We start from the raw sequence: 12,789 nt of genomic DNA on the forward strand, positions 1-12,789 counted from the left end.
ACACATTGTTACCTGCCGCCTTTCAGTTTGTTTGAATAACACGACATCTTTAAGAACCCCTCAGGTAACGCATGTCATACTTCTTGACCCAGTGGGCCTTCGGCCCTTTTATCAGTGTCTCAAAAGGCCTGGCCTCGCCAATCTCGACATCATGGAGCTTAAAGGCCTTTGTGCCTAACATCTTGCCGTCGCCGTCGAAGACTACTATCTCAAACTCAACGATATCTTTTCCCGCAGAACTGTTGTTAACCATCTCGCCCTTAAAAACAGTGCCATCCGGGGTAGTTTCATATATGAGACCCTTGATCTTAAACCCGTGTCCCAGATATACGTCGCCCTCCTCGAAACGCGTCTGCGCGGGCGTGGGGGGTGCGGGAGGTTCACCCGGCACGTGCATGGGTCCCGGTGGTGCCGCCTCAAGTTTTGCAATCCTTTCTTCCATTTCACTCACTTTTTCCGCAAGCTCATTCTTCATCTCACCTACCTCTCCTGCCATGAACCAGAGCGCGTCCTCAAGCTCTATTATTTTCTCCAGGAGTTTTATGGCAAACAGCTCATCCAGGGGCTGCGGCTCCAATTCCTCCAAAGTGGGCTCCTCGAGGGGCTGTGGCTCCAATTCCTCCAAAGTGGGCTCCTCGACGGGCTGCTCCGTGGTAGACTGCTCAGTGGCAGAAGGTTCTTCAGCGCCGACGGTTTCAAGAAATGAAGTGGTAGACGGGAACGCCGAAATACACAACCCCAACACAAGAACCCTGAGTGTCTCGCCCAACCGTTTTATAGCCATATATACCAGGTGCATTATCCGGCCTTCAGCCCCCTAGGCCCCCTTCGACGGCATGTAATAACATCTGAACCCCCATTATGATCTGGCGCATATATTAGCATATAACACACCCAATAGTAAACATTCCACTCTCTTGGAACAATCCGACTGAACAGGACAAATATTACGCCAGGACCATATTTTGTGTAGACATATCCCGTTTTTTTGCCATATAATAGCGGATTAAGTTTGTGTTGTCTTCTTGTTTACGGAGGGAAATGCATGCCCACCTATGAGTATGAATGTAAGGACTGCGGCCATGTTTTTGAACGTTTCGAGTCCATAAAGGCTGGCAACAGAAAGAAGTGCCCTGAGTGCGGCAACACGGCCAACAGGCTTATCGGTGCCGGTAGTGCAATACTATTCAAGGGCAGCGGGTTTTATCAGACCGACTACCGCAGCAAAGAATACAAGCAGAAGGCCAAGGCCGAAAAAGGGGGCTCCACGAAGAAGGGAAACGACACCGCTAAAAAAGGGAAATGCCCAAATAAAGATTCAAGCACCCCTTAACCGCCGCGGGTATTCCCTGCCGCTATAAACCCTCGCCTAATTAACATACCGGGTGTAGCCCGGTAGCCCAGGGAAACACCCGGATTTTGTCATGAATTGCCACAGTTCACGCCTCAGTCGAAGCAAATAACACACCATCCCGGGGCGAGTTACTCAGAACTACCACTTTACCGGGAATCCGGGGATTTACGTAAACCCTTGACAGGCTTTATTTTCTTGATAAAATTAGCTGGCCGTTATTGCACATATACGGCCCAAGACCTATCATGGAGAAGTTTGAACAAGATCGCCTAGAGAAGCTAAGAAAGTTAAGAGAGAAGGGCATAGACCCTTACGGTAAGAGCTGCAACGGGCTTAAAAGCCTGGAATCCATTGTAGCGGGCTACAATAACACGGGCGAGGGAGAAGCCAACGCCAGGGCCGCAGGCCGAATATCCAGCCTCAGGCCACACGGTAAGGCGGCCTTCGCTGACATAAGGGACTGGACGGGAAAGGTCCAGATCTACATCAAACAAAACAACGTAGGCGAAGACCTGTTCGGGACCTTCAAACTCCTTGACCTTGGCGACATTATCGCCGTCGAAGGCACGGTATTTAAAACAAAAACGGGTGAGATAACCATCATGGTGGAAGACCTAACGGTGCTCTCCAAGGCATTACTGCCGCCGCCCGAGAAGTGGCACGGGCTAAAAGACGTTGAGATCAGGTACAGACAGCGCTATCTGGACCTCATCGCCAACGAAGAGTCTATGAAGAAGTCTCTCGACAGGATAAAGATAATCAAAAGGATAAGGAACTTTTTTGAGGACAGGGGCTACGTAGAGGTGGAAACACCTATGATGCAGCCTATCCCCGGAGGCGCGGTAGCCAGGCCCTTTGTAACACACCATAATACGCTCGATATGGACCTGTACCTGCGTATCGCCCCGGAACTGTATCTAAAGAGACTGCTGGTCGGTGGTATGGAGCGCGTATATGAGATAAACCGTAACTTCCGTAACGAGGGAATCTCAACACGCCACAACCCCGAGTTCACTATGCTGGAGGCGTACGAGGCATACGGCGATTACAATGGCATGATGGAGCTGACGGAAGAGCTGGTTTCCGCTCTCGCCTCAGAGCTGGACTGCGGCCACGAACTCGCGTTCGGGGATAACAAGGCCGTAAACATAACCACACCCTGGAGAAGGGCAAAATATAGAGAGTTGCTAAAGGAATACGCCGGAGTGGATTTTGACGATGAGGCCGCACTCAGACAAAAAGCCGGAGACATCGGGCTTGAGACCGGTAACGCGCCCCGAGACATCGTCGCCGACGACATCTTTGAAGAAGAAGTCGTACCGAAACTCAGCAACCCCACGTTCGTTATAGACTATCCGGCCAGTCTGTGCCCCCTGACGAAGCTATGTGAAGACGACAAGCGGTTCGCCCAGCGTTTCGAGCTTTATGTCGCTTCAATGGAAATCGCCAACTCCTATACGGAACTCAACGAGCCGCTGGAACAGGAAAAAAGGTTCATAGAACAAATCGGCGGGAAGCAGGACTGGGGAAAACTTGACGAGGACTTTATACTGGCGCTCAAATACGGCATGCCCCCGGCCGGCGGGCTCGGGATAGGCATCGACAGGCTTGTGATGATTCTGACGGGCAGCACGTCGATACGCGACGTGATACTCTTCCCGCTGCTTCGCGCGACCACAAGACCAACGTCAGAGGAAACGACACAGTAGATGGAAAGACGCAAAGAAGCCCTTATCTATTCACAGGACATAACCAAAGACTACAAAGTGGGCAAAAGTACTCTAAGGGTCCTTGACAAAGTCAGCCTTGAGATATGTAAGGGTGATATCCTCATAATACTTGGGCCTTCGGGAGCGGGTAAGAGCACGTTGCTGCATATCTTCGGGTTGCTGGATACACCGACGTCCGGCCAGGTGATTTACAGGGGAGAGAATCTGAGCAGGCTCAGCGCCAAACAGCAGGCCGAGAGGCGGAACAGGCACTTCGGTTTCGTGTTCCAGTTCTATCATCTGCTGCCAGACTTTACGGCCCTTGAGAACGTTATGATGCCACGGCTTATTGGGCGAACCGCGTTGCCACAAACCGACAACAAGACGAACAGGGAAATGGCAGCGGAGTTCCTGGACCTGGTCGGAATGAAGGACCGGGCATCTCACCGTCCAGACCAGCTTTCGGGAGGCGAGAGACAAAGGGCCGCCTTCGCGAGGGCCCTGGTAAATGAGCCTGAGGTCCTGTTCTGCGATGAACCGACAGGGAATCTGGACATGAAGAACTCGAAAGACATCCAGGATCTCATCCTGCGGCTAAACGCCCAGAACGACCAGACCTTTATTATAGTAACGCACGATGAAAACTTCGCCAGACTGGGAAAAAGGCGAATAAGGCTCGTAGACGGCAGGATAGTAGATCAGTCAACAACGGCCCCTCAGAAAGGAGAGGGTTAAATGTCCCTTAAAGTATATATAAACGGTAAGCTCATGCCACAGGAAGAGGCAAAGGTGTCTGTCTTCGACCATGGCCTTCTTTATGGTGACGGCATCTTTGAAGGGTTACGAGCCTACCACGGAAGGGTATTCAAGCTGACCCAGCACCTCGAGAGGCTCTTTGATTCGGCCAGGGCTATATTCCTCGAAATACCCATGACCATTGACGAACTTAAAGAGGGAATATTCGCCACCCTCAGGGCCAATAACATGAAAGACTCTTACGTCAGGCTGATAGTCACACGGGGTGAAGGAAAGCTTGGGCTGGAACCCGGAAAGTGCCGCAACCCGCAGGTAATAATCATCACGGACACCCTCCAACTGTACCCACCGAAGCTATATAACGAGGGGATTGACATCGTCGCCGTGGCTACGGTCCGCAACCACCCGGAGGCTCTAAACCCCAGAATAAAATGCCTTAACTACATGAATAACATCCTGGCAAAGACAGAAGGCATTAACGCCGGCGCGACAGAGGCCCTCATGCTTAACAAGGACGGCTTTGTGGCGGAATGTACCGGCCAAAACATCTTCATGGTTAAAGGCAACGAGCTTTATACGCCTCATCCCAACTCCGGAATACTGAAAGGCATAACCAGGGATACGGTTATCGGACTGGCAAAAGAAGCTGGTATAAAGGTAAGAGAAGATTTCCTCACCAGATACGACCTCTATCTGGCCGAGGAGTGTTTCCTCACCGGGACAGCCGCGCAGATCGTGCCGGTAGTCAAGGTAGACGCCCGCATAGTAGGAGACGGAAAACCCGGCCGTATCACACGCGAAATGCTCAGAAAATACAGGGAACTCCTGACTAATCCAGAGGTTTCCGAGGTCTTTGAGACCCTCGAGCCAGGGTATTCAAGATCATAACGGCCACGCCAAGACATATCAGCACGTCAGCGACATTAAACGTAGGCCAATGTCTTGCGCCGACGTGAAGGTCTATAAAATCCCTGACATAGCCGTAGCACATCCTGTCTATTAAATTACCCGTCGCACCCGCAAGTATACCCCCCATGGCAATCGTGGTAACATAATCAAGGCCTGCAGACTTAACGTACATCCAGAGGATTACGAATACGGCCACGACGGACAGGGCTATAAAAAATATACCGCCCCCCTTAAAGACCCCAAAGACACCGCCCTCGTTATAACTGAGGACAAGGTTTAGAAAAGAAGTGAGTTCGAAAAAATTACCGGGGTAGCGGGGATCGGCGAGATATTTAAAGGCGGCCCATTTCGTTGCCTGATCCAGGACAACGCCCAAAAGGACCACAACGGAAAGACGCCCACAGGGGCCTGCAAATCTATTCGGCACCAGCCTCCAGCTCTTCCTTCCTCTGACATTCTAGACACAGCTTGGCATAAGGTAATGCCGTGAGACGGGCCTTAGATATCTTCTTGTCACAGGTCTCACAAATACCGAAGGTCTTGTCCTCAATCTTCTCCAGGGCGTCATCTATGGACTTCAGCTCCTCCTCACCGTTCTGGATGAGGTGGATCATAATATCACGTTCGTAGTTGTCAGTACCCAGGTCAGCCATATGGAAAGGCACGTTAGAGAGGTCGCCGGCCGCATCCTGCCTGGACTTTTTCAGCGCTTCGCCTTCCATTGAATTCACGTTTCCAGCCAGCTTTTCCCTCACAGAAAGCAGCACCTTCTTGATAGTAGCCAGCTCTCTAGCCTTCATCTCTCTATGTCTCTCCTGCAAAAAAAACCGTACCAAACTCCAATGACATTCCTAAGCCAATGCTAAGAAAATCCACCGAGGAAGTCAAGAAGAAAGCCTCTCCGGCCCCTTCCACAGGGACTGCAACTACCATGCGCTAATATTTCAAGTCAAGAAAAATTTCCTTGCATACCCCAGGGGGGTATCTAGTACCACACCCTGCAGGGGGGGTAAGGTCAGTGAGAAGGCACGGCCTCGACGATGTCGGTTACGGCTGTTATTCATGCCTTCAGGAGGATCTCCATCCGACAGCCCATACTACTTACTACATTCTCAAAAATAAAAAGTGGGTGATATTCTTGCCTCGCCCTTATTAATTCACGTATATCAACTGAATACTCACCGAAACCTTTTAAGCCGCAAGGAGTTAAGTACAACCGTAATTGACGAAAACGACATAGCTGCAGCCGCAAAAATCGGATTAAGTAAAATCCCAAAGAATGGGTATAAAACACCGCCGGCGATAGGGATTAATGCTGAATTATAGAAGAATGCCCAGAAAAGATTTTGCTTGATAATCCTTAAAGTTGATTTAGAAAGTCTAATTGCATCCACTAATATTGATAAATTACCGGACACCAAAATAATCTCACCTGCTTCCTTAGCAACGTCTGTTCCGGTGCCCATGGCAATACCAACATCCGCTTGTGCCAACGCCGGCGCATCGTTTATGCCATCACCCACCATTCCAACTAAAACACTGCCTTTTGCCTGTAACTTCTTAATTTCTTCGGCTTTCTGTTCTGGTAAGACTCCAGCTATTACCCTTTCTATACCGACTTCTTCGCCGATTGCCTCGGCTGTTTTTTGATTGTCGCCGGTTATCATGATCGGTGTGATTCCCATGTTTGTAATAGACTCTATCGCCTTATGAGAATCTTCTTTAAGCACATCAGCTACGGCTATAACACCTAAAGGCTTGCCACCCAAGGCCAAAACCATCACAGTTTTTCCCTGGCCTTCTAAGGCACTTATTGTTTGCAACTCACCCTTGCTTAAGCTGATATTTTCGCTTGTCATCAATTTTCTGTTGCCCAAAAGTGCCTTATGCATGCCTTCTCCCAGTGAAATTTCTCCCGTAAGTCCGTAGCCGGGCACAGCGGAAAAATTCTCAACTTCCAACAATGTCAGTTTTTCTTTTTGGAATTCTTCTTTACTTGCCTCATCCAGAGGACGAGAAGAGTTTTTGCCCGATGAGGCCGCAAAACGTAGAATGGCTTCCGCAATTGGATGCTCTGAATATTTCTCTAAACTTGCTGCAATCCTTATAATCTCTTGTTTGCCGGCACCACTAAATTCTTTAATGTCAGTTACAGCCGGCTCACCTTTAGTCAAAGTCCCGGTCTTATCCAAAACCAGGACTTTTATCTTATGTAAAAGCTCCAGGGCCTGAGCATTCCGAATAAGTATTCCCTTCTCTGCACCTTTTCCAGTGCCTATCATAATTGCCGTAGGCGTTGCCAGACCTAACGCGCAGGGACAGGCAATAATTAAAACAGCGACAAAATTAACTAAAGCAAAGGTAAATGCCGGCTCCGGCCCAAAAAACAACCAAACCAAAAAAGTGACAACGGCAATCAAAATGACTGCCGGCACAAAATATTGAGAAACCCTGTCTGCCAGTCGTTGGATAGGCGCCTTGGAACCCTGAGCTTCTTCTACTAACTTAATGACCTGAGCCAAAAACGTGTCTTTTCCGACCTTGACAGCGCGAAACTTAAATGCCCCGGTCTTGTTAACTGTCGCGCCGATTACCTCATCACCGGACTTCTTATCAACCGGCATTGACTCGCCCGTAACCATGGATTCATCAATAGTAGAACTCCCTTCAATAATTATACCGTCAACTGGCACCTTCCAACCAGGTTTCACGACAATAACATCGCCAACCGCAACTTCATTAACAGGAATTTCTACTTCTTTGCCATCTCTGACAACCAGAGCCTTTTTTGCTGAAAGTTTGGCTAACTTCTTAATGGCTTCCGATGCCTTACCTTTGGCCTTTGCCTCCAAATACTTGCCTAGAATTATTAAAGTAATGATTATTGCCGCCGTATCAAAATATACGTGAGCCGCTCCTAATTTCACAAACATATCAATATGTAGAGCAGTCATCAGGATAACTACAAAGCTGTAAATAAACGCGGAAAGCGTGCCAATTACAATCAGCGTATCCATATTGGGCCGTAAATTTTTCAAAGCATACCAGGTGCTCCTGTAAAACTGCAAACCAACCCAAAACTGAACCGGTAGCGCCAGGGCAAACAATGTCCATAAACGCGCCTCTTCCGGCATCCATTTAATAAAAACAAACCACTCGGGAAAGCTAAAGATGAAAATAACAGAAGAAAGTGAGGCACCGACTATGAGTTTTATCTTCAGTGCCGCCATTTCTTTTTCTTTAAACATCGCATGATGGTCATGAAGCCTGACTTCTTTACCCGGCGGTTGGGCTTCCAGGTCAGCCAGCTTATAACCCAAACCCTTTACGGCCTTTCGAACTGCATCCAAACTCAACACCTTCGCATCGTACTTCAAAGACATATTTTCCGTAGCAAAATTCACCATTACCTCTTTGATGCCGGGCAGTTTCTTTAAGGCGTCTTCAATAGTCCCCGCACAAGTCGCGCAATGCATCCCCTGTACTGGCAAAATAATTGTTTTCATGTTTTTACCAATTACCGGTGCTGATGACATAAAATGCAGACGTTTAGTTTGGGCTGACAACGAATCTGTCACCTGGATTCTCTCCCCTATCCTCCATAAAATCAACAATATTATCCGTTGCTTAATAAAAGAGGCCTTTTGCAAGGCTGCCTGACAAAAGTTTGCCGCCCTTCTTTGCCAGGCGTTTAGTCGCCCCACTCTACCGAACATATCAGAACCTCAGAAAGACTCTAACGAGACCCGCGGAGGACTCTAAAAAAATATTTTGCGGCAACAGAAATTCCCCTTGCATAGGGTAGGGGGGTATGGTATACTTCCAACGGCTTGGGGGGAGGGTATACCTTTCGGGGTGATGAAGGGCCATATAGCCGTACTTCAGAGCCCTTATGCAGCCATGATTTATGCTTTTAAGCTCAAGAGGAAGAAGTAGTTTTGAAGAGGGGATGAGAAAATGAGTATCTGGCAAAGGGAGAGCAGGGTATCGGATACGGAGAAGAAGGTAGTCCAGGGCGTACTTGGAGCGCTTTCAAGGAGGTGGATGCTGCTTATCATTGGATTTGTAGGACTCCTCACCTTCGCCGGGCTTGCCGCCCTTTTAACGATGGTGGACTTTCTAAAGCCAAAGGTCCTCTTTGGCCCTTCAAGCAAGTTTAAGGCAGGCTTCCCCGATGAATATCAACCGGGCAAGGTCAGTACCAGGTGGATGAAGGAACAGACGGTATGGATAGTAAGGAACAAGGCGGGAGGTATTTATGCCTTTTCGGCTATATGCCGTCATCTGGGTTGCATTCCAACCTGGGTAGAGGACGAACAGCTCTTCAAGTGTCCCTGCCACGGGAGCAACTACAATATTGAGGGAGACGTAGTGGCGGGTCCTGCCCCCAGACCCCTGTGGAGGTTTGGTCTTAGTTTTGCAACGGACGGGCAGATAGTCGTCAACAAGACCGTTAGAGAAGACACCCCGGGTAAAAGGGAGAAAGGCCCGTTCATGATACATGATAAGGGTCTAAGTGTATGAGCGAAGAACTTAAGAGGGCGAAGGATAGAGCTGTACATACCCACCCGGGTCTGGCGCTCGGTATTCCGCCAAGGCTGGCCAACCACCGGGGGAAGTGTTGGTGTCGACACCCTGATTAATCTCTATGGCACGAATATCACAGAACCTTTAGACAAGTTGAGGACGTATCATGCCAAAAGCAACTCTTACAAAACGTGGGACAGGGCATTCGGAGGAAATAATACGCCTGAAGAGGATTGAAGGCCAGGTGCGCGGCATCCAGAAGATGATAGACGACCGCAGGTACTGTGTGGACATAATTACCCAGCTTCAGTCCATCTCCTCCGCAGTCGCGCGTGTCCAGGAACGCATCCTCAAGAGACACGTCGAGCATTGTGTAGCAGAGGCCATACGCTCCGGAGTAGAAGAGGACAAACAGGAAAAGATTGAGGAGATTATAGAAGTCCTGAGAAACTTTGGGAAATAGGAACCTGACAAAATGTACACAATATCTGGAAATGACCCAAAAATAAGCCTCTCAATAACAGGGATGAAATGTGTATCCTGCGCAGGCAAGATAGAAAAGGCCCTGCTGGAAGTACCCGGCGTGGAGGAAGCACAGGTAAACTTCGCCACGGAGCAGGCCACTGTAACCGGAAGCGCAACACGGGAGGCACTCGAGGCGGCAATTGAGGTGCTGGGCTACAATATAAAGAAAGAAAATGCAGGATGACAAATAAACAAAAGACAGACCTGTCGATAGCAGGAATGAGGTGCGCTTCTTGTGCAGGCAAGATAGAAAAGGCCCTGCTGGAAGTACCCGGCGTGGAGGAAGCACAGGTAAACTTCGCCACGGAGCAGGCCACTGTAACCGGAAGCGCAGCACGGGAGGCGCTCGAGGCGGCTATAACGGCATCAGGTTACAGTACAAAAGATGAAGCAAAGAAAGAGCTCCCGGAATTATTTACCCCGGCAAGGCGGCTTATTCTCTCCGTCATCTTAACCGTTCCGGTCCTTGTTATAGCCCTGTTCATGCTGGAGTTCCCGAACTCCGATTACGTCCAGCTCGTTTTAACCACCGTGGTGGTATTTGGTGCGGGCTCCGAATTCTTCACAGGGGCCATTCGCCAGCTCCGGTTTTTAAGGGCCAACATGGACACCCTGATAGCCATGGGCAGCGGTACCGCCTACACATACAGCGCATTAGGGCTTATGAGCGGTGGCGGGGACTTATATTTCAAGAGCGCAGCCATGATAATAACCCTGGTGCTCCTTGGCCGTTATCTTGAGGCAAATGCCCGGGCAAAGACCACCAGGGCCCTGGAGGAACTGGCCTCAGTAGCGCCGCCGACGGCCGCCTGCATGAGAGACGGCAAAGAGGTAGTGGTAGAGGCTGGTGAGCTTAGGCTGGGAGACAGGGTAATCATAAAACCGGGCGACAGGATCCCCGCTGACGGCGTAGTGACAGAAGGACAGACCACTGTAAATGAGTCTATGCTCACGGGAGAAAGCATCCCCGTTGAGAAAGTAAAGGGTGATGAGGTACAGGCAGGGACGATTAACAATAACGGCAACATCGTCTTTAAGGTGGACAAGCTGGGTGAAGACACCACGCTCGCCCGCATAGTCCGGCTTGCGAGGGAGGCCCAGGCGTCAAAGGTGCCGACAGAGTCACTCGTTGACAGGATAGCCGGAGTCTTTGTGCCCCTCGTATTGGCCGTAGCCGGAGCAACCACACTGGTCTGGCTCTATCTTGGCCATCCGCTTCCGTTGGCACTCAGCGCGTCCACAGCCGTCTTACTGATAGCCTGCCCGTGTGCGCTTGGGCTTGCCGCCCCTACTGCGGTTGCGGCAGGGATAGGGCGCGCCGCGGAGATGGGCATACTGATAAGAAACGCCCAGAGCCTGGAAGATGCCTCGGGGCTGAACACCTTGATATTCGGTAAAACAGGCACAATAACCCGTGGCGAGACCGGTGTCACAGACTTTTATAACGCCTCGGACATGCCCGAAGACGAGCTGCTCTCTATCATCGCCTCCGCCGAGACGCCCTCGGAACATCCCCTCGCGCGGGCCATGATAGAGTACGCCACGAAGAGAAACGCCACTATCAAGACCGTGACAGACTTCGAGGCCGTCAGCGGGGAAGGGATAACCGCCGACCTGAACGGCACAAGAATTATTATCGGCAACGAAAGGATGTTGAGAAACAGGGATATAGATACCACTTCCGTTAATAACAAGGTCTCAGAAATGAAAAAGGGCGGTAAGACACCCGTCTACGTAGCAACTGACGGGCGCGTAGTCTCCGTCTTCGCGCTTCAGGACGTCCCGCGGGAAAAGACGGGCGATGCCATCGCGGCGATAAAATCTTTCGGCATAGAACCCGTTATGTTGACGGGTGACAATGAAGCCACCGCCCGTGAGATAGCGAAGCAGGTCGGGATTCAGAGGTTCAAGGCGGGGTTGAAACCGGAAGAGAAGGTGGCCGAACTACGCCGGGAAAAGGATAAGGGGAAAAAGGTCGGCATGGTAGGCGACGGCATAAACGACGCCCCCGCGCTGGCTGCCGCGGACGTCAGCTTTGCCATCGGTACGGGGGCAGACGTGGCTATAGAGACGTCGCAGGTCACACTGGTAAAGGGAGACATAAAGAAGGCCGCCGAGGCCGTGGCCCTGAGCCGGCAGACGATGAGGATAATAAAACAAAACCTCTTCTGGGCCTTCTCATATAACATTGTGGCCATACCACTTGCCGCCACGGGATTTCTGAACCCCATGATAGCGGCAGGGCTCATGGCCTTCAGCTCTGTACTTGTCGTGTTTAATTCACTCAGGCTCAGGGGGTACCAACCGTCGTTTGGGATGACCCCCGGTGCGTCAACAAAGAGTCCATTGAAATGTTGTAATCTGAATAAGTCTGACGTGAACGTTTTCGGAAGGAGGTGAAAATGACCAAAAAACCAGTTTTCACCTGTTGTACTGATTCGACGTAACACTTCAGTATTTAAGGAGGGTAAAAAGATGAAGTTCAGCATAATTATGGGATGCCTGTTGGGTATCCTGGCACTGGGCGTTGTGTCAACGGATTATAGCGGCACGGCCCTGGCCCAGGAATCCATTAAGGCAGTATGCCCCAACTGCGCGGAAAAGGACATGCACATGAAGGGCATGGGCGCCATTCCGCATGAAAAGACCATGAGCTGTCCCGACTGCAAGGGCAAAAGCGCTGGGCACGTCTGCGAGAAGCGCAGTGCCGAAAAACTCACTTGTCCTATGCACAAGAAGGTTGCGGCATCAGTGGAAAGAGAGACTACCGAGGCAGTGTGTCCTACCTGCAAGGAAAAGATCGTCCTGAAGAAGGGTATTGGTATTACCCCTCTGAAGAGGGAGATGGTATGCATCGACTGCAAGGGTAAGGGTGCTGAGCATGTCTGCAAGAAGTGCGATGCAGAGGCACTGGCATGTCCAAGATGCAGTAAGGCCTAGACGGCCGGGGCATACATAGTAAGGGCTGTTTGTCCTATCTGCAAGAAGACAATTTAGTTAGTTTCTGGA

The 12,789-nt window shown here is 50.4% G+C and carries 13 protein-coding genes; 9 read left to right on the forward strand and 4 right to left on the reverse strand.

Translation table 11 applies throughout. The annotated features are described in order from the left end of the window. Positions 1-49: 49 nt before the first annotated feature. Complete coding sequence (locus tag NOU37_02360) at positions 50-799, reverse strand: FxLYD domain-containing protein (protein MCQ4574076.1); 750 nt, start codon at positions 797-799, stop codon at positions 50-52. A gap of 246 nt (positions 800-1,045) precedes the next feature. Here NOU37_02360 and NOU37_02365 point away from each other — a divergent pair, with 246 nt between their 5' ends. The 4 genes from NOU37_02365 (at position 1,046) to ilvE (ending at position 4,707) form a co-directional block, all read left to right on the forward strand. After that, complete coding sequence (locus NOU37_02365; protein ID MCQ4574077.1) at positions 1,046-1,333, forward strand: zinc ribbon domain-containing protein; 288 nt, start codon at positions 1,046-1,048, stop codon at positions 1,331-1,333. Between the two features lie 266 nt (positions 1,334-1,599). Next, positions 1,600-3,063: a lysine--tRNA ligase gene (gene lysS / locus NOU37_02370; GenBank protein ID MCQ4574078.1), complete on the forward strand. Its 1,464-nt coding sequence runs from the start codon at positions 1,600-1,602 to the stop codon at positions 3,061-3,063. After that, entirely contained in the window at positions 3,064-3,798 is a 735-nt protein-coding gene (locus tag NOU37_02375; protein ID MCQ4574079.1) for an ABC transporter ATP-binding protein, read from the forward strand. Beyond that, the gene (gene ilvE / locus NOU37_02380) at positions 3,799-4,707 is read left to right on the forward strand and encodes a branched-chain-amino-acid transaminase (GenBank protein MCQ4574080.1); all 909 of its coding nucleotides are present in this window, start codon (positions 3,799-3,801) and stop codon (positions 4,705-4,707) included. On the opposite strand, the gene lspA is transcribed toward ilvE, so the two are convergent. From lspA to NOU37_02395, 3 genes are all read right to left on the reverse strand, one after another. Then, entirely contained in the window at positions 4,649-5,155 is a 507-nt protein-coding gene (lspA, locus tag NOU37_02385) for a signal peptidase II (GenBank protein ID MCQ4574081.1), read from the reverse strand. The two genes, ilvE and lspA, sit on opposite strands and share 59 nt — an antisense overlap. Further along, positions 5,145-5,528: a TraR/DksA C4-type zinc finger protein gene (locus tag NOU37_02390; GenBank protein ID MCQ4574082.1), complete on the reverse strand. Its 384-nt coding sequence runs from the start codon at positions 5,526-5,528 to the stop codon at positions 5,145-5,147. Before NOU37_02390 ends, lspA begins: the two co-directional genes overlap by 11 nt. 378 nt (positions 5,529-5,906) lie before the next feature. Next, on the reverse strand, positions 5,907-8,444 hold the full coding sequence (locus NOU37_02395; protein MCQ4574083.1) for a heavy metal translocating P-type ATPase: 2,538 nt from the start codon (positions 8,442-8,444) through the stop codon (positions 5,907-5,909). A 241-nt stretch (positions 8,445-8,685) separates the two neighbouring features. On the opposite strand from NOU37_02395, the gene NOU37_02400 reads away from it, so the two are divergent. The 5 genes from NOU37_02400 (at position 8,686) to NOU37_02420 (ending at position 12,720) form a co-directional block, all read left to right on the forward strand. After that, positions 8,686-9,252, forward strand: coding sequence for a ubiquinol-cytochrome c reductase iron-sulfur subunit (locus NOU37_02400; protein ID MCQ4574084.1), 567 nt, complete (start codon positions 8,686-8,688; stop codon positions 9,250-9,252). Positions 9,253-9,421: 169 nt separating this feature from the next. Further along, positions 9,422-9,718, forward strand: coding sequence for a metal-sensitive transcriptional regulator (locus NOU37_02405; GenBank protein ID MCQ4574085.1), 297 nt, complete (start codon positions 9,422-9,424; stop codon positions 9,716-9,718). A gap of 12 nt (positions 9,719-9,730) precedes the next feature. Then, entirely contained in the window at positions 9,731-9,964 is a 234-nt protein-coding gene (locus NOU37_02410) for a heavy-metal-associated domain-containing protein (protein MCQ4574086.1), read from the forward strand. After that, entirely contained in the window at positions 9,961-12,180 is a 2,220-nt protein-coding gene (locus NOU37_02415) for a heavy metal translocating P-type ATPase (GenBank protein MCQ4574087.1), read from the forward strand. Before NOU37_02410 ends, NOU37_02415 begins: the two co-directional genes overlap by 4 nt. 75 nt (positions 12,181-12,255) lie before the next feature. After that, entirely contained in the window at positions 12,256-12,720 is a 465-nt protein-coding gene (locus tag NOU37_02420; GenBank protein ID MCQ4574088.1) for a hypothetical protein, read from the forward strand. Positions 12,721-12,789 lie beyond the last annotated feature (69 nt).

Source organism: Candidatus Bathyanammoxibius amoris (assembly GCA_024451685.1).
Classification (GTDB): Bacteria; Planctomycetota; Brocadiia; order Brocadiales; family Bathyanammoxibiaceae; genus Bathyanammoxibius; species Bathyanammoxibius amoris.

What these genes read in the sequence shown, in the direction of transcription:
- NOU37_02360 (MCQ4574076.1), bottom strand. Translation starts at nt 799, where the DNA reads ATGCACCTGGTATATATGGCTATAAAACGGTTGGGCGAGACACTCAGG.
- NOU37_02365 (MCQ4574077.1), top strand. Translation starts at nt 1,046, where the DNA reads ATGCCCACCTATGAGTATGAATGTAAGGACTGCGGCCATGTTTTTGAA.
- lysS (MCQ4574078.1), top strand. Translation starts at nt 1,600, where the DNA reads ATGGAGAAGTTTGAACAAGATCGCCTAGAGAAGCTAAGAAAGTTAAGA.
- NOU37_02375 (MCQ4574079.1), top strand. Translation starts at nt 3,064, where the DNA reads ATGGAAAGACGCAAAGAAGCCCTTATCTATTCACAGGACATAACCAAA.
- ilvE (MCQ4574080.1), top strand. Translation starts at nt 3,799, where the DNA reads ATGTCCCTTAAAGTATATATAAACGGTAAGCTCATGCCACAGGAAGAG.
- NOU37_02390 (MCQ4574082.1), bottom strand. Translation starts at nt 5,528, where the DNA reads ATGAAGGCTAGAGAGCTGGCTACTATCAAGAAGGTGCTGCTTTCTGTG.
- NOU37_02395 (MCQ4574083.1), bottom strand. Translation starts at nt 8,444, where the DNA reads ATGTTCGGTAGAGTGGGGCGACTAAACGCCTGGCAAAGAAGGGCGGCA.
- NOU37_02400 (MCQ4574084.1), top strand. Translation starts at nt 8,686, where the DNA reads ATGAGTATCTGGCAAAGGGAGAGCAGGGTATCGGATACGGAGAAGAAG.
- NOU37_02405 (MCQ4574085.1), top strand. Translation starts at nt 9,422, where the DNA reads ATGCCAAAAGCAACTCTTACAAAACGTGGGACAGGGCATTCGGAGGAA.
- NOU37_02410 (MCQ4574086.1), top strand. Translation starts at nt 9,731, where the DNA reads ATGTACACAATATCTGGAAATGACCCAAAAATAAGCCTCTCAATAACA.
- NOU37_02415 (MCQ4574087.1), top strand. Translation starts at nt 9,961, where the DNA reads ATGACAAATAAACAAAAGACAGACCTGTCGATAGCAGGAATGAGGTGC.
- NOU37_02420 (MCQ4574088.1), top strand. Translation starts at nt 12,256, where the DNA reads ATGAAGTTCAGCATAATTATGGGATGCCTGTTGGGTATCCTGGCACTG.